Source organism: Bacillus sp. FJAT-26390 (assembly GCF_001682865.1).
Taxonomy (GTDB): Bacteria; Bacillota; Bacilli; order Paenibacillales; family Paenibacillaceae; genus Pristimantibacillus.
Genome location: NZ_MAQX01000022.1, coordinates 140,430 through 157,763, shown reverse-complemented (window position 1 = coordinate 157,763; position 17,334 = coordinate 140,430). Strand labels below are relative to the sequence as shown.

Here is a 17,334-nt window from a genome sequence, read left to right as displayed (position 1 = left end):
TGCTACAGATGCGTGCGACTTATGAGTTCAATTTCATGCTCGCCAGAGAAAACAAGTCCATGGGGCGGAAGATTTATGTCTCCGCCTGCGCTCTTTCTCACATGAGGGCCCTCTGCGTCGATCCACAAATCCTGCACATAAACAACGCCGCTTCCCATGCTGAGCGCATTATAAATATCGCCTTTATAGACGGAGCGGCCAAATGTCCAGCCCTTCGTCCCATGCTCGCCGTCAAGCGGCCTTAGGAGACGCTTAAGCTGCTCAACCAATCGTTGTCCCTCGTCGACGAATTGCGGCTCGACGACTACAACCGCATTCACTGTCACTTTAATATAGACCGGAGGAATGACATGAACCTCTGTCGTGACCAGCCTTCGCGTATCGATATGGCGCTTTACGGTCTGTAGAAAACCCGCACTAGGTACCGGTGTCTCGCTTATTCCGAAAGGCACGACAACGACTGAGATCTGGCCAGCAGCCGTTTCTCGCGGATAATCGGCTAGCCCCGGCGTAAATAGCGGAATGGCATGTACTCTAGCGACAGCCGCGCCGGGCGTTGCTTTGGCAATCGTTTCGTAATCCTCATTCGTTACCGCGCGAAACGTATGCTTTAGCTCGGCCTGTGCCCGCTGCAGCGTCCCCTGCAGCGTCTCCGCTTCAGCACCGCCTGCCGCAAACCCAGGATTGCTTACCCCGATTTGCAAAGCCTTCTGCGCTTCATTCACCCATTCCGAAATCAGATGCGGCTTCACATTGCCGCGATTGCCGCCTCCAAGCTCGCAAGCAATGAGCACGATGTTTGTGTCTAGGCTTGCTGGCGGAATAGCTCCCCGCTCGCCGTTGCCAAAGGAAATGAGCCGCTTGATAGGATCATACACAAAGTGGCGGTCGCCTGGCTTCGAGCGGTCAAATTCGTCTACTCGCGCCCAGTCCTCCCACTTCTGTGTGCCATCCTCCTCCGCCACGCCAATCTGCAATCCAAGCGCATCACGCTTTTTGCATGAAAGATTGTAAAGCTCGAACGTCTGGTTTGGCAGGCCGTTGCTTCTTCCTACTAACCGGTACAGATCAAATTTGGTTTCGCTCGCAATGACGCGAACGCTCCTTCCTGGAGGCGGGACCGCGCCCGCCCTGCCGTCTCCGAACGCAATCGTGACATGATCTAGCGAAGCATGCCTTGTGAGCGTATAGACCGGAAGCGGACGGTCCTCCTGCGGCATAGCATCAAGATCAGCCGACTCCTGCCAGTAATGCCATGCGCCCTCCGCATCTCTTACCTGCAACCGAATTTGTCCAAACACCGCTAAATAGGTATCGATATGTATCGCTTCATTCGGCTCCCCTTTAACAGTGAAATCGATGATTTCGCTTAACGTGTCTTTTTGCTCGGCCTCAACGGTATGCAGCATCAGCTGCCTGACCCGAGGCGGCATTTCGTAGCCGGACTCCTCAACCGTGCCGCAAATCCAATAGCGTGCATACTCGCTTGCAGGATGAACCGTAACGGTCCGCATTGGCGATTTGACGCGAAACGTTATTTTTCCGCTGATCGTAAGGTGAAGCGTCTCATCCTGAGTAATTTCGACAGGCAGCCAACCAGCTGTACCCGACGCTTCATCCCAGCAGTAAGCCTTCCATGAGAGGCGGGCAGAAGGCGAGATGACCGAACGATCGATGATGTGCTTATGCTCGGCTTCCTCATGAATATCTTTGCCGGCATCCAAAAGCTTCACGTTGATCGTTACTTCCTCAAATAGCGCAAGCTCGCGGTCGAAGGAAAGATACAGCTTCGAGGCTGTCTTTGCGTCCTTGCCAAAAGCATAAAAGGCTACGTTCGCATGATCGTTCGTTGCCGTTACATCGTTCGCTTCCCGCTCCGTACGGGTTACGATCCGGTCCAGCGCAAGCGGAACGAGCGAGATAGGGGCATCCGTCTCGAACATTTGATCCTCTGCCATCAGCTTCGTTCCGCGAGGCAGCGTAACCGGCTCCGTAACGTTCGTGAAGCGAACGACTGCCTTAGCAGAAATGGCATCGGCAGGCGAAATGCCGAGCAGATCAAGAAATCTGCGCCTGTTTTTGTCGGGAACGCGGCCAATAAAGTAACGCTGCATCTCCGTCAGCCATGCGAACAGCTCAATAAACGTGATGCCCGGATCATGCGCATTCTCATCGGTCCACTCTGGAACGCGCTTCGGGATCAGCCTTCGCGATTGCTGGACAATTTCCGCATAGGTGCGGTCATCCAAAGGCAGCCTTGGCAGCATATGATCTCTCCTTCCTTAACTTGATTGGCAATATGTGCAACGCCGCTCATTTTTATTTGACATCAGTTGGCGCCGGTATGGCAGTAATGGTATGAGTGCCATTTACGACAATGCCGTGAATGACCTCGTCCATCCGGGCCGGGTCCCATTCCGTCCGGTTGCCGTTCTCGATTTTGATCACATGAATATAGAGCCGTTCAATATATAAAAGCGAGCGGACAGCATGCAGCAGCGAGTGAAGCACTGACACATGCAGCGCTTCGCCAATATTCCATCCTTTTCCGTCCGTATTGCCGGATACCGAGTTCAGGAATGCGTTAAGCTTGGACGTGCACGCCATTTCCAGCGGCAGCAGCTCGTCTACCGAATCAGACGCAACCGTGGCATTCACCGATATTTCCAAATATGCCGGTTCGATCACTCGGATAGCGCCGCCCAAAGATACGAGATTTGAGGCAGATCGCATCAACTCGCGCTCCACAGCCTTGCGGAGCTCAGGAAACTGCGCCGCATTCGCCATGCCGCCCGCCGGAAAAGCAACGACCGTCATCGATCCCGGAGAACGCTCAAGCAGCCCGTTTCGGTTGCTTAAACATTTCACCTTAGCAATTTGCGGGTATGCCTCTCTGGCAATCCACTCTACGTCCTTGGCGGTCACCGCCCGGCCGCGATGCTTAAGGCGCTGCGGTCCCCTCAAGAGCACCTGTTCGATTCGCTCTGCATCGCCACCGCCGATTGAAGGCGCCGGATTGCTGACGCCGCTTACGAAAGCAAACGGCAGCACCATGCCGGTAATTTGCCCGGCTTCCACATGTCCGCTTGCCCCTGCGGTCGTTTTAAAGCGAACGCGCACCGTCTCTGCCGTATCGGAGGAAGGCAGCTTGCCTCTCACGCCATCTCCGAATTGCAGCGTTCCGCCTGCTTGATCCGGCGAATAATGACGATCGACCGGACCGGACTCCGCAAGCGAGGCGACTGGCTGCCACCTCACCCAAAAACGCTGATCATTGCCGTCGCCATCCTTTTGAAGCGAGTAATAATCCGGTTGGGCGTCAGACAATGCGATGCGATCCATCGGCGTAACATGCTCCAGCTCATCAACCCACACCTCTTCCTCGATAAAAGCAGATGGAGCCAGCTGTACGAAACCATCTGATGGAATCGTGACCTCTTTCTCCTGGCTTACCTGCTGCCTTACGGACACCGCATTCAAATGCATGCTTGCAGCAACAGGATTGCTAGGGTAAGAGTCTCCGAGCACGCTATCGCGATTGACCGCGCGGATCCAATAGCGCTCACGGCCAAACAAGCGAACCAAAGCCATCGACGGCGGGCCAACCCACTGAAGCTCCCCGCTTACCGTGAACGACTCCGTGCTGTCCACAACCTTCAAAGGCTGCCAAACATGGCGTCCAGCCTCCATGCAAAGCGCCTCCCATTCGACCCATGGCGGCTGATTGCGCGCCGTAAATCTTCGCGCCAGCTCCATATGCAGACGAATCGGGCCCTTTAACGGCGCGATATCAAACGATGCATACATCGTTGGAAAACGGGACGGAATCGGTTCAAACAACCGAAAGGATGGATTCCCTTGCTGCGCCGAGGACGTTCGGTCAAAATTATCGATATTGCTTCTTGTATACACATCCTCCGGCATAAATAACGTCTGAGAGGAATGCGCATAGGTGAGCACGGGCTGTGACAGCCACGGCGACATATATTCAACAACTGCCGCTATTATAGGGTCCGTCTGCAGCACCCGCGCCCGAATCCAATAATCGGATGCGCCATTTACGAAGGTTTGCGCCATATCCTCCGGACATTCAAACGTTAAGCTGAAGCTTCTTGCTTCTTGCTCCGGCAGCTCCGCAAACAAAGTTCCGAATTGCTCGCTGCCCGGCAGCCTTGCCCAGTTATTTCCGTCCCAATATTCCCATTGCACGCTGCGTATGTTAATGCGCGGAGGATCCTTCTCTTCAAAGTCCGAGGTGCGCATGACCATCTTCCACTTCACCTCAGGGTCCTGGGCCATCCGCAGCCTGCTCGGAATCGCCTTTGCCGTGAAGGTCAGCTTCATCTTGCTTTGGCGTTTGCTGAACGCTTCCTCGCATGATAAATAAAAAACGGAATAGGGAACAAAATGCTCCCCAAAAGGGTAAAAGCCATCCTTTAACAGCTCGGTATCGTTAAAATATAAAGCGCCTGGCTGAATGCCTTCAGCGTCGCCGGCTGAATCATGCGCAGCCCGCAGCCTAATTTTGTCCATTTCCAGATGCATCTTAAGAAGGGGCGAAGCCTCACCTTGCAGCTGCTTTACCGTACAGCGGATCCAGCGGCCAACAATTCCCTCATGCTCCGTTAGCTCGAGCTTTCCTGCTTGCTTTTTATGTAGAACAACCATATTTCCCGCTGCTGTCGCCTCATCAAATTTCACCCATTTGCCTTTGCAAGGGTACGTCCATTCCACCCACTGCGATGCAAGCGATGCCGCAAGCTCCGGCTCTGAATAACGTTTTTCGGCATGGTGGACGTGAAGATAAAACCGGCTTGGCCGGTCCACCAGAAAGAGATCATCATGTCGGATAAACAGCGTATGCTCCTGCTCATTTGCCTTAGAGCTCGTATCGAACAGGCTGACAGGCTCTGCGAGCCCGCCCTTTAGCCGATCGCCATATTCCAAGGCAGCCGTAGCGATGTGATCCCGTTCAGGATGCACGTTGATCCATTCCATCAGCTTAGCCGGCGTTGCAACAAGCACCTTCTCTGTCTCAAAAACGAGCGGCTCGCCGCCCTCGGGATGAGGGGCAGTCAGTGCGATTCCCTTCGGCAAATAGACCGGATCGGCCGTTCCTTCACTGAGCTGGAACACAACGGAAGCGCGGGCTGGACGCGGCGGCTGCAGCTTAACCTCTATGAGATCAAGAAAAGCGAGAAAATGATTAAGCGGCGCCTGATTGAGCCGCTGAACCGTTTCCTCCAGCATCTCCGCGGTCAAATAGGCGAGTCCCGTCCCCGCATCCGGCTCCTCCTGCGAGAAGCGCCATTCCGGTGTATAATGAGGCGCCATTTCCTTCAGCTGAGCCACAAAGGAGCTTAATGTATGTTGGTTAATTTTCGGCGGACGGTTGTCACCGCCATTTCTTCCCCCGTGCTTCATCACGTTGTTCGCTCCCGTTATTTCGTTCCTTCCTCCAAGTAGAAAGGAAAGACCTGATTAAATAAATTGTTGGTTGACCGCACCGCATATGAAACGCTCATAAGCACGCGGCCGTTATTTTGACGATCGGGCTTAACCTCCACCTCTACGTCCTTCACTCTAGGCTCCCAGATGCGAATCGCTTCCTGAACATCGCTGGCAATAAGCCGAAGCGAAGTCTCATCCGTTGTGCCGAACACAAAATCCCGCAAGCCGCAGCCGAAGTCGGGACGCATCAAGCGCTCGCCTTTCGACGTGCGGATGATGATTCGGATCGCTTCCTCAATATCCTCTTCACCCTCCGCCATCCGAATGCGGCCGGTCGTAGCGTCCACTTGAACGGGAAATTTCCAGCCCTTCCCCAAAAATGAAGCCGACATATGCTGCAGCCCCTTTCCGCTGTTAATTGATCTTGACCATCGCGCCCTTCAGCGACAAAATGCCGGTCGCCTTTACTTCGAGCATGCCGTTCGATTGGAGCGTCAACGCCGCATCGGCCTCTACCTTCACCTGCGTGCCTTTAACGGTAACGGATTTGGTGCCCGTAACCTTGACATCGCCCTGCGCGTTCATTTCAATCGTAGAGGCCGTCCCGCATTTGATTGTGACCTTCTTTCCTGTCTCGTCCAGCTTGATCGATTGCTGCTTATCCTGCGTCTCGACGGTAACCGTCTTTTCCTTGTCGGCAAACGTGATATGGTGGCCCTTTGACGTTTTAATCGTAACCGTGCCCGCACTGCTTGTATCGTCAAACGTAATTTCATGCCCGGTCTTTGTTTTGATTTTGCGAATGTCGTTTTTATCGTTTGGCGCTGGCGGCTTCTGCTTCTTGCTCCAAAGTGATCCAATAACGATCGGCTGATCCAGCCGTCCCATTAAGAAGGCGACAAGCACCTCATCATTCACCTCAGGCAAAAAGAGCGAGCCCATATCGTTGCCGCCCATCAAGGTAGCTACGCGAACCCAATCGGTTTGCAGCTCCCCTTCGCGCAGCGGAAACTTCACCTTAACGCGGCCAAGCTTATCAGGGTCTTTGTTGTCGGTAACGACGGCATTCCACACACCGGATAGCTGCTCGGATTGCATGGAGCGCTGATGCTGGTCAAAAAAACCGGGATACATCGTGCTCATATCGCATTCCCCTCCGTCTCAAAATAAATCATGTAGCCATCCGTAGCGTCAATTCGATGCGTAACCTTCGTTAATCGCAGCAGCTGGTCCAGCTTCTCGCTGCCTAGACCTTCAATTTTGATCAGCTCGCCTGGCTTTAGCTCTGGAAAACCTATCGAAGTTCCGCTGCCCGCAACGAGCTCGCGCGATATCCGGTCGAGCATCGCTTTCGCGAGCGCTTGCGCTTCATCCTTGGAGGCGGCCTGCGTGTACACGACCTCCATTTTTTGGTTCGAAAGCATGCTGGCTACGCTTGGGCCGCTCTTCGCATTTCCTCCGATAATCGTGACGGAGCTGGCAACCGATTCTATCGCTTCCATCTTGTCAACATCGTAGCCCCGCACCGTGACCTTGGAGGTTTGACTTGAAGCATCAACGGTCAGCGTAAACGAAACGAGGTTTTTCCCGTACTTGAGCGTAATAAGCGGCGTACCGGACGTTTTAGGTTTTTTGAAAATAAGCTTGGATGCTTCCACGTAAAAATGCCTGTCATTATCCATAGCGAGCGAGCGGATAAAATGATAGTCGCTCACGCCGATTTGCTCGATCGTATTTTTTGTGACCGTGGTATCGTCCAGATCGGCGGTTAAGCCGTAATTGCCGGCGATTTGCCGAACGACGTCGCTGTCCTTCATTTTGTTCCACACCTTGGAATGCGCCGTCTTCATCATAAGAAAGGAGCGGTCCATAGCCGTCACGACGATGCTGGGACTGCCATTCGACGGAAAATCGACGGTGTAGCCGGTAATAATGCCATCAAACACCTGTGATTTTTTGTCGGCGTAACCAAGCTTGATTTGCAGCTTCTTGCCTACCGCAATCGTCGATCCGACCCATTGCATGCGGGATTCGCTCCAAATGTAGCCGTTCGAGATCGAAAATCTTGCTATATCGGCCTGCGCGTCCGTTGTTTGCTCAACATCGACCCATTCAACGGCCATATTCGAAAGCCTCGCCAATTGGCCTTCTATTAAAATATCAGCTTCAGGCGCGCCAAAGTCGCCATATTTGGATTCCAAACTTTCAAAGGAGTTTCCAGCCACAATCGTCACTCCAATCTCGGAATCGTCAGATTTCTGCCTGACAGCAGCATACGCGGATTATCGATGCCGTTCGCTTCCGCGATATGCCGCCATGCGCCCGGATCCTCATATTCCTCGGCCGCAATCGACCAGAGCTGGTCGCCCTGCTTAACGGTCTTCTGCTTCGTGCGATCGGCGGATTGCCGCGGAATCGCTTGATATTGCTCCTTCATCGTTTGCGAGCTCAGCATGACGACCGTTAAAGATGCCCTAACAGGTACGCCAGTTTCCAAAAACATCGTATATCTTTGCGAGATGCTCGTAATGACGCCTTTAAAATCAAGCGAGCCCCAAATGAACTTGCAGGTTGGCGGCGTATGCAAGTCCGAATCGACGTCGAGAATGCCTACGATTTTGGAGGTATGCGTACGAACGTCTATCCCCGCTTCGTAGGTATCAAAAAATAAATTAAGCGTCAAAGTCGTCCGGTCGCCGCTCGTGAATTGCGAAAGCGGGGTTTGCAAACCCGCGATCTCCTTCTCCGCGTACTGATTGCCGGAATCCATCTCATACTCCGTCGGATTAAAGAGTACGTCTACCTTCTCGGTCTCTTTGGCACGAAAAATCCAAAATTGCGCTTTGCTTAATGCCATTCGCCGTTCCCTCCTATCCGGTCATTCTAGAAGCCGCGTCTGCGCTGCTCCAGCTTCATCTTTCTCTCCAGTGCCTTATATACTTGATCCGCAATCGCTTCGGGACGAAGCTGCGGCATTTTCATAATCATTTTTTGCAGCTTCTCAGGGTCCAGCTCGCGCGGCGCGTCTACCTTCACCTGACGCGGCGGCTCCTGTACCGCCGCTTGCTTCGGCTTGTGGTGCGCAAGCGTCGGCATCGAGCCACGTTCAGCAAGTGGCGACGGGCTTGTCCCCTGGACGCTTGCGATCAGTGAATCCGCTGCTCTTTGATTGCCCGCGGTCACCGCATAGCTGAGCCTAGCTTGCTCATTGCCTGTGCTTGTTGCTTGCGCCTGATTAAATCGCTCGTTGCGGGCTTGCACAACCGTCGTTAAGTTAGCCGGCGCTTCATAACCTATATTTGCGTTGCTGGCAATACCGGTTCGGCCTGCATGCCGCTGCACGGTTTGCAGCAATTGTGTTCCAGCCGCTGAGACTTTCCCTTGGAAGGGAGCAGCAGCATGCTGACGCTGGCTGCTGCTCACCGCTCTAGCCGCAGTTAATGCTGGGCTGATCCTACCGCTAATGCTGCGTTGAATGACCCGGCTTTGCGCCGCCGAAGGATGGCTGACTGGTGCTGAGGAGCCGGACATGGCAGAAGCTGCTCCGCTTGCTTGCCTACTCGCGGATGGCTCTGCCGTGCTTGCTGCTGTGTGCGTGGTTCCCCTCATCACTCGCTGGGTTAAGGAGACGTCGAGCTGAGCAAAATGATTCGCCGTTCGTACCGCATTCCCTCTTACCGTCTGATTCGTTCTGTTCGCTGCTTGCTGTGCCGAGCCTAGCCCAAGTTGATTTGCTCTAGCTGTAGCTTGCTGCGCTTTGTCCTTCGCTAACTGATTCGTTCTCACCGTCGCAAGTTGTGTTAAGCCCATCGTTGGCTGACTCACTCTATCTGCTTTGCGTGGGGTTAAGCCCTCCACTGTCTGATTCGCTCTATCAGTCGAGCGTATCGTTAAACCATCCGCCGTCTGATTCGCTCTATCCGCCGAGCGTTGCGTTAAACCCTTCGCTGTCTGGTTCGCTTTATCCGTCGTTCGTTGCGTTAAACCCTTCGCTGTCTGGTTCGCTCTATCCGCCGAGCGTTGCGTTAAACCCTTCGCTGTCTGGTTCGCTTTATCCGCCGAGCGTTGTGTTAGGCCATTCGTTGACTGATTCACGTTAACCGTCGAGCGTTGTAATAAACCCTTCGCTGACTGTCTCACTCTATCCACTAAGCGTTGTTCCGAGCCCGTGTCCGCTTGGCTCATTCTAACTGTTGCTCGCTGCACGAAGCTTGGATCTGTCTTGCTTGACACAACTGTCGCGCGCCGTGCTGAGCCTGCATTCGCTTGAACCGCTCTCACCGTTAATCGCTTTGTTAACCCTGTCTCCGGCTGTTCCGATTTAAACGCAGCTTGAGTTGCTGATCCAGACTCCGGCTGATTCGTTCTAACAGCTGCCCGCTGTACGAAGCCAGCCTCCTGCCGATTCGCTCCGACCAAACCACTTGCAGGAAACTCTCCGGCAAAATATCGATTAGTCCGGCTTGCTGCTTGATGTGCTGCATGCAAGGATTTTTCGGCTTGCGCTTTTGGCGTTTGCGCAGCACGCTCCGAAGCCGCTGCGCCGCTATTTGCTCGTGCTCCGCCATGCGTGTGCGATAGATCCGCATTGGCGCGCACTCCCTTTGCTTGATTGCTCGTTGCTCTTGCGACTAGCTGCCCGCGAGTTACAAGCAATTGCATCTCTGCTGGCAATGACGATACTGGCCCGCTAGTCTTAGCGGAAGTGGGCTTTTTCAACTCGTTTACTCCGCTTGCTTCGTTAGCATGTGCCGCTAACGGTTTAATCTCGTTATCATTTGGGCTTGCTCCCAATATAGGAGAAGCTTTAGTCTGTCTATGTACAATCGCCCTGCCGCTGCGCGATGAAGGAAAAGAAGCTTGGTCACCTTTTCGATCATCAGTAAAAGGTTGGCCCGCTTGCCATTCGCGCTCGAATGCGCCTTCCGCTGCATTTTTGCCGACTCTGTTTAATCCTTCACCCGTGTTCTGACCGGATTGTTTCCGGCTGGATTGTGTAGGATTAGACCGCTTCTGATCATATCGCCGCAGCACCATTTGCAACAGCCTAGGTGAAATCATCCGCTCTCTGATTGCAGCAACTTTCAATTGTGCCGTCGGTGATATATTCACTGCGACGCTGCGCTTCAACGAGCCGGCTTGATGGGGCGGCTGAATCAAACCTTTTGCAGTCGGAGCTTCTTTAGCGCTTATCTCTTTAAACTGCTTGCGGCCATCGTTATGTATTGGCTTAGTTCCGTTATCAGCCGCCAACTTGCGATTTGGCGGGACTACTGGCTTAGCCATGCTGCTAGTTATTGGGTTTGCGGCAGCGCTGTTGTCCGCCTCATGCTGCGTTTGATCCGCTTGCTTATGGTGCGATCGGTGGATAAGGCGCTTTGCGTTAATTGCAAAACGGCTTTTTCCATCGCTTGGTTCTTTATGCCATGCTATTTGTTGCGGCTCGCGCTGCAGCTTTAGCGTAAGCAGCCGATTCCGGTTGTAATCGAATGTAGAAGTAGCTGTTACCTTCAAACCAAGCTGGCGCTGCTCATTCCATAGATTGACCGTTTTTTTCTTTAATCCGGATGTGATCGCTTGAATAGCAGCATCATTTACCTTTATATCTGCTAACGCCGATGATTCCGCCTGCTCGGCTGAATGTTTTCCTTCCGCGCGATGCTCTAGCCGTCGCGGCTTATTACCGTTTGCGCCTTGCGCCGAATACGCAGATGACGAAGATACTCCTTCATCCTTCGGTTCCTCATGATCGCGCAACGTTCGTGCCAAAGCATCGGATCGCTTCGCCGTCTCCCGCTGCTCCTTGCTCAGGGCAGCCGTCCGCTTCTCAGCTTCCTCCTGCTCCACTCTCACAGCATCGGATCGCTTCGCCGCCTCCCGCTGCTCCTTGCCCAGGGCAGCCGTCCGCTTCCCAGCTTCCTCCTGCTCCACTCTCACAGCATCGGATCGCTTCGCCGTCTCCCGCTGCTCCTTGCCCATAGCAGCCGTCCGCTTCCCAGCTTCCTCCTGCCATGCAGCATCAGCTTGCTCCTTCATCTTCGCTAATGCCCTGCTAACCTTCCCGTCCTGCTCGGTTTGCTGCTCCTGCACCTTATCTCCTCTTCGAGCATTCGTGAGCTGCAACGCCGAGTAACGATTTGCGCGGCCCTTCTCAATAGAGGTGAGATGCGCGCGCTCCTTCGCAAGCGGTTTAATTAACATGTCCAGCTTGCTAACAGATTGAATTACGATATTAGGATGAAGCTTTGCTTTTGCTAGCAACCATTTATAGGAATCCGCCTGCTGCTCTGCCTTCAATGCTTGAATAGGCGCCAGCGATGACTGCGGTATCGTTCTCTCGGATCGGGTACGCTTTGAAATTTCCTTAACGGCAGCCGTTTCTCTTCTCTGCTCTAATAGCCTTTGTTGCACAGTTTCTTGGTTGCCCTGCTCGCCCGCAGGCTGCATAATGGCTATTTCCCTTACCGTTCGCTGTTCTTTAACCACATGCGTGATATCTCTAAATACGATCGTTTCTCGTTCTACCGTTACTCTCTCGCGCTCGATTATTCGTTCTATTTTGCGCTCGGGGCTCGGCACTGCCTTCTTGCTGTTATTCACCTTTGAAGCGTCCGCCTTAGGCGCCACCACTTGAACTTGCAGCGTTTGCTGGATGACATTCGGCTGGCTCCGCATCACATGAGACATCGCTAATCGACCGAAGTTATTCCGCCCAGCTCCCGTTTTATATTTATTTAAGATGCCTCCGGCAAACGGCTGAACCGACGTTGATGGCTTTGCTGCTGCTTTGCTCGTTCGGTCCAAAATACGTTTCATACGGATGCATCCTCCCATTCCTGCTCAAAAATGCTATTTAAACTACATCGCTCATCTACTCAGGCTTGAAAATCGCCATATAAACCGCTGTGGATAATTTCAATCGTTTCAACTGCTATATCACTCGTACTTGCATTAAGATGGGGTCCCGTCCACTTGACCGGATAAGCGTCAAAAAAGCTCCACCGCCCAAACTCGGTACCGTCCGCGGATTGCAGTACAATCGCGCCCGTCTTGCGTTCAATGGTTCCGTCGATCGTGCTTTCGTACCAGCTCCAAAGCGCTGGCGATTTCGTCATTCCCTTGCGCAGCACCAAATTCGGAAAACGTACGCCTTTGGGCAGCTTATGTACGTAACCATTTACGCCGCCTTCCCGGTATTCCTCGATCTCCGTCTCCGCCTCAAGGCCCGACACTTCCGAGAAGCCTGCAACAAAGATGTCGTCTAGCTCCACCCAGAACTTAAACGTTGTCGCTACATCGTGAAAACGACCTTGCTCTTGCCCCTTCATGACTGCCACCGTGCCATGTCACCTCTTCCCAAAAACGTCAAAAATGTTTTTCTTGCCGCTGCCGCTATCTGTTTCGTCGTTCATTTTGCGATTGATTTTGGAAATTTCATCGCACCAACGGCGGCGCTCGGCATGCTCCATGTTCATGATGTCATCATGCGACCAATGAAAATAATATGCGACGAAGCCTACCTCCTCGTACAGCCGGTCAACCGGATAACCTAAGAGAGAGCTTCCGTTAAGGACAAAAAATCGACGGCCACCTCGAACTCATGGTCGCATTTTGGACATGCGGTCAGCACTTTAGGCGCTTCCAAGTCATTGATTTGACGATATAAATTTTGCAGGTAAGCGAGGTCAGCCGTGAACAGCTTCTCGATTAGCTTCGTGTCGATATGCCGAACATCCCCAAGCCTTGTAACGACCCTTGCCATCAAAATCACGGTCAAATAGCTTGGATTAGACTGCACGCGCGGGTCCTTCATCGGCAAAATTTCATCAGCTGCGGTTGCGAGCCTCATCACGCCGCGGCGATGCAGATTGCCTTGATCGTCGACGTAGCCGCGCGGTAATTCAAATTCGTATTCCGTTTGAAACGCCATCGAGCTATCACTCCAATGCACAGATTTATCTTTCATTTTAAAAAGCGGAAAACAAGAGAGGAGCGTGCGGCTATCCGCCCGCTGCCATCCCTTGTTCGCCATAAACCAGCTCTAGTTACTCGTGCCTACGCCGTACGCGTCAAGCCTTCATGCGCGAATTCGATCAGCTCAAGCGCTACTTCATTGCCGGTACCGTTGAAGGTAGGCGCGGTATATTTAACCGGCCAAGCCTCGATAACCTGCCATGTCGCAACATCTTCGCCTTCTTCATCCAGCGCGATAATCGTAATCGTCTTACGCTCAATGGTGCCCTCAGCGCATTCCTGAAGCCATTCATAAAGCTCCATTGATTCGGTCGTGCCCCATTTAAGCGAAATGTTACCGTACTTAATTAAGCCTGGAAGCTTGCGGGGCGTAATCACTTCGTTGCCCTCGCGGTATTCGACAACATCAAACGTTGCCTCGAAACCGGAAACCTCGCTAAAGCCTGCTTGCTCAAGACCTTCAACTTCTACACGAAATCTAAAATTGCGATATGGATCAATACGATCACCTGGCATGTGGATCCCCTTCCGTTATTCGATATGGAAGCTAATTATTATTCCGAGCCTGTTTTTTGAGTAATGCGGAACACGACGAATTCAGCAGGCTTCACCGGCGCTACGCCGATTACGCAAATCAATCGTCCATTGTCGATGTCGTCCTGCGTCATCGTCGAGCGGCCGATCTCGATATAAAAGGCTTCAGACGGGCTAGTGCCCGACAGAGCGCCATCACGCCATACGCGGGTCAGGAACGCATCGATCGTCCGCTGCACGCGAGCCCATAGCTGCTCGGTGTTCGGTTCGAATACGACCCAGCTTGAGCCGTTCTTGATTGAGCCTTCGATGAAAATAAACAAACGGCGCACGTTGATATATTTCCAAAGCGAATTGGATGAGCAAGTGCGAGCGCCCCATACGCGGATACCTTGACCGGTAAATGCGCGGATCAGGTTAACGCCGGCAGGGTTAAGGATGTCTTGCTCGCCATTGTTGTATTGCACGTCTAGTCCAACTACGCCGCGAAGCGTTTCGTTGGCAGGCGCTTTCTGCACGCCGCGCGTCGTGTCCGAACGGGAGTATACCCCAGCGATCGTACCGGACGGCGGTACAAAGATATTGCGTTTATCTAGCGGATCAAACACTTGCAGCCATGGATTGTACAAAGCGCAATAGCTTGAATCGAATAGCTCGCGGTGAGCGAGCACATCCTGCACCTTCGTCGCTTCGCGAGGAAGATCGAGAATGGCAAAGCGGCTGCCCAAAATTTCGCAATGCGCAACCAGCGACAATTGTACGTTCGGGTCAGTTACGCCCGGAATCGCCATAATGCTGACAACATCGTTATCGATAAACGATTGAATACCCGTTCTTTTGCCAGGGCCAAAGTCTTCGCCGATAAAATCAGCAGCCGATAGGCTTGCAGCCGTACCGTCACTACCGCCCGACAGCAAAATTTCAAACAAAGCCGTCTCGGCGCCGGCAATTTGCTCAAGTGGAGCAACGTTGCTGTCTTCTGCCTTAAGCACCTGTACGTTGACGATGTTTGAGCGAGCAATAAGCTTCTCTACATAGTTTGGAGCTTCAGGATTAAGCGAAGCCTTCTCGAATGCCTCCGTCTCCGATCCGTAAAGAACGTTGACCGTGAACTCCGAAGTGCTAAGCACTTTAGCAGGAACAAGCGCTGTATCCACAACGTCTCCGCTAAGCGCTTCTGCCAGTTCAATCACTTGATCATGGACGGATACGACGCGGTTGTATTGCTTTTCTGTTCCGTCAGTAAAGACGACTACATCGCCCGCATAGAAGCCGGAAGCATTCTTCACGCGGTAACGATTGCCTTCGCCCGCTTCAAAAATCGGTGTTTTTGCTTTGCTTGCAGGAGCGATTACTACGCGAATCTGGTTGCCCCAAGCGCCTGGATTTTTAGCGGAAATAGAGAGAACCGCTTCCTTCTGAGCTTCATTGGAGGCTGTTTTTGCATCCGATGGCGCTACCCGGGTAATGTAGCAGCGGGAGCCCCCATTCGTGAAAAACTGGTTAACCGCGTAAGCAAGATAACGGTATGAGCCGAAAGCATTCTCAGATAAATAGGAACCGTATACGCGTCCAAAATCAGCAGGACTTGTAATAAGCTGCGGCAAGCCTTCGACTGGACCGCGAGCAGCAAGACCGATAAAGCCCGCTGTGCTTGTACTAACCCCTTCGAGCGGTTTGGCGCCGCTTTCGAATTCCTCCACATAGACGCCTGGCGATAAATACTCAGCCATGTGTGATCTCCTCTCTGAATCTATTTATGTATTAGGTAACGGCAGGCATAATTCTCCTGCATCAACCCCAAGACCAATTGGAATGCGGCAGTCTGCTCTACCTTCTTCTAGTGAAGAGTTAAGGACTGCGCGGTTATAACTTCTCCGGCGCGCGCTGTCAGCTCGGCCGAGGCATTGCTGCTCTCGCTCTCTGCAAACGCTTTAACCGCAAAGCTGCGCGGCAGCGTTCCTCGAAACGGGAGTATGACAATGCCGTTATGTGCGCTTCTCGTATCGACTGCCGGAAGCAGCGCAGCACCTCTTCGGTAGCTTCCTTTGACTGGCTGCTCGAGACGAATACCGCCTCCATGCAATACTTCTGCTACCCGTACAAGCTCTTCCATCCCCTGGCCTCGCAGCAGCAGGCTCTCGCCGGCAACCGTCTGTCCTTGCAATAAACCGATCATGGCCGTATCTGCTCCGGCTGGCAGCAAGTCTTGGGATATCCGGCCTCTAGCCGATGTATCCTCGCTCGCATAAGCCCATACCTTGACGCCAGCGCACGGCGTGCCGGAAGCATCATTTAAGGCAAAGGCAATAGCTGTCGAGGCTGCCGGGTAAGCGTAGCCGGGACTAGGCAAAAGCGGAACGGTTACAATTGGGTTTAATGGTGGTAGAGAAGCTGTTTCAATTATTTGCTGGTAGGGTATAAAAGCAGGTGAGGTAATCGTGAGCAGGTAGCTGCCCGGCGATAAATCAAGAAACAAGTAGGTCCCATCGGGCTTCCGAATGGGTTTGGAATGGACGCCTTCAAGCAAGACGATCAGCGCAGAGGGCGCAGGAAGCCGTCTTGTCCATACGTCGATTGGTGAGACAACAAGCGAACAGCGTGTAATGGATGTGGAACGAAGCTGTGACAAATTAGCCACCGCCTTTTTCTTCTAGCACAATATGACGCTCGACGACACGCGAAACAGGCTTTACGCGATTGGAATCAAGCATGACAGGACCAACCCGGTAAACGACAGACAGCTTGTACGGCAAATCGCCGAACTGCCACAGCTTCATCAGCTCTTCGCCCTCCATGCTGGCAAGCGTCAGCCTTATCGAACCGCTGCTCTCGGCAAGCGTGCCTTCCAGATAAGGACCGCTAAGCACGGCGTTATCGTATAGCACCTGCATCGCTCGGCCTAATATGCGATGCTCATCCAGTGAGCGCGTCAATCGGTCGGCATTAGAATGCGCTGTCATCATAAAATAAAAATCCAGCGCCTGCGGCGGATATTGGAGTACGCCTCCGCGATCCACCATGCCCGTCCGGCGCGCTTCGCCATTTTCCTTCACGTTGAACAAAAATAAGGAAAGCGCCAGATCGCCCGCATCACGGGGCGAAGCCATGCCAATCAGGTCAGGACGCGGCACTGGGTCAGGCGTAAGATGATCGCGTAGCAAGCGCAGCAGACTGGCTCCTAAATCCGCAATGACCGTATATCCTCCCATTAGCCTATCACTCCCCAAAACCATAATGGCATGCCTATTTCTATTACGAACTCTATTATATCTCCTCTACTACCAATTGACTACGCAAAATTGCTCATTTTTTGTCAATTCAACTCGGATTACACAACATTCATATTTTCACTAGAAAATGTTTTGAGATTTT

Annotated in this window: 14 protein-coding genes; all 14 read right to left on the bottom strand. The window is 52.9% G+C overall.

Annotated elements, in window-relative coordinates; genetic code table 11:
- Positions 1-2: 2 nt before the first annotated feature.
- Complete coding sequence (locus tag A7975_RS17920; protein ID WP_065386026.1) at positions 3-2,267, bottom strand: putative baseplate assembly protein; 2,265 nt, start codon at positions 2,265-2,267, stop codon at positions 3-5.
- A 52-nt stretch (positions 2,268-2,319) separates the two neighbouring features.
- Complete coding sequence (locus tag A7975_RS17915; RefSeq protein ID WP_141680349.1) at positions 2,320-5,427, bottom strand: baseplate J/gp47 family protein; 3,108 nt, start codon at positions 5,425-5,427, stop codon at positions 2,320-2,322.
- Between the two features lie 14 nt (positions 5,428-5,441).
- Positions 5,442-5,843 carry a GPW/gp25 family protein gene (locus A7975_RS17910; protein ID WP_053374619.1) on the bottom strand — a complete coding sequence of 134 codons (402 nt, stop codon included), beginning with the start codon at positions 5,841-5,843 and terminating at the stop codon, positions 5,442-5,444.
- Positions 5,844-5,865: 22 nt separating this feature from the next.
- Entirely contained in the window at positions 5,866-6,594 is a 729-nt protein-coding gene (locus A7975_RS17905; protein ID WP_053374618.1) for a phage baseplate assembly protein V, read from the bottom strand.
- A complete protein-coding gene (locus tag A7975_RS17900; RefSeq protein WP_065386024.1) occupies positions 6,591-7,676 on the bottom strand; it encodes a phage late control D family protein in 1,086 nt (361 codons plus the stop codon). Before A7975_RS17900 ends, A7975_RS17905 begins: the two co-directional genes overlap by 4 nt.
- Before the next feature lie 5 nt (positions 7,677-7,681).
- Positions 7,682-8,308, bottom strand: a complete 627-nt coding sequence (locus tag A7975_RS17895; protein WP_053374616.1) for a CIS tube protein — start codon at positions 8,306-8,308, stop codon at positions 7,682-7,684.
- Positions 8,309-8,334: 26 nt separating this feature from the next.
- Complete coding sequence (locus A7975_RS17890; protein WP_065386023.1) at positions 8,335-12,267, bottom strand: hypothetical protein; 3,933 nt, start codon at positions 12,265-12,267, stop codon at positions 8,335-8,337.
- Positions 12,268-12,326: 59 nt separating this feature from the next.
- Positions 12,327-12,779, bottom strand: coding sequence for a phage tail protein (locus tag A7975_RS17885; RefSeq protein ID WP_053377659.1), 453 nt, complete (start codon positions 12,777-12,779; stop codon positions 12,327-12,329).
- 18 nt (positions 12,780-12,797) lie between these two features.
- A complete protein-coding gene (locus tag A7975_RS17880) occupies positions 12,798-12,983 on the bottom strand; it encodes a DUF6760 family protein (protein ID WP_065386022.1) in 186 nt (61 codons plus the stop codon).
- A 17-nt stretch (positions 12,984-13,000) separates the two neighbouring features.
- Entirely contained in the window at positions 13,001-13,381 is a 381-nt protein-coding gene (locus A7975_RS17875) for a hypothetical protein (RefSeq protein WP_053377658.1), read from the bottom strand.
- A gap of 125 nt (positions 13,382-13,506) precedes the next feature.
- Positions 13,507-13,941, bottom strand: coding sequence for a phage tail protein (locus A7975_RS17870; RefSeq protein ID WP_065386021.1), 435 nt, complete (start codon positions 13,939-13,941; stop codon positions 13,507-13,509).
- Positions 13,942-13,979: 38 nt separating this feature from the next.
- Positions 13,980-15,692 (bottom strand): phage tail sheath family protein, encoded by a 1,713-nt coding sequence (locus A7975_RS17865; RefSeq protein ID WP_065386020.1) that lies wholly within the window; start codon positions 15,690-15,692, stop codon positions 13,980-13,982.
- A gap of 107 nt (positions 15,693-15,799) precedes the next feature.
- Complete coding sequence (locus tag A7975_RS17860) at positions 15,800-16,600, bottom strand: hypothetical protein (RefSeq protein ID WP_141680348.1); 801 nt, start codon at positions 16,598-16,600, stop codon at positions 15,800-15,802.
- Positions 16,593-17,171 carry a Pvc16 family protein gene (locus tag A7975_RS17855; protein ID WP_053374610.1) on the bottom strand — a complete coding sequence of 193 codons (579 nt, stop codon included), beginning with the start codon at positions 17,169-17,171 and terminating at the stop codon, positions 16,593-16,595. Before A7975_RS17855 ends, A7975_RS17860 begins: the two co-directional genes overlap by 8 nt.
- Between the last annotated feature and the right edge of the window lie 163 nt (positions 17,172-17,334).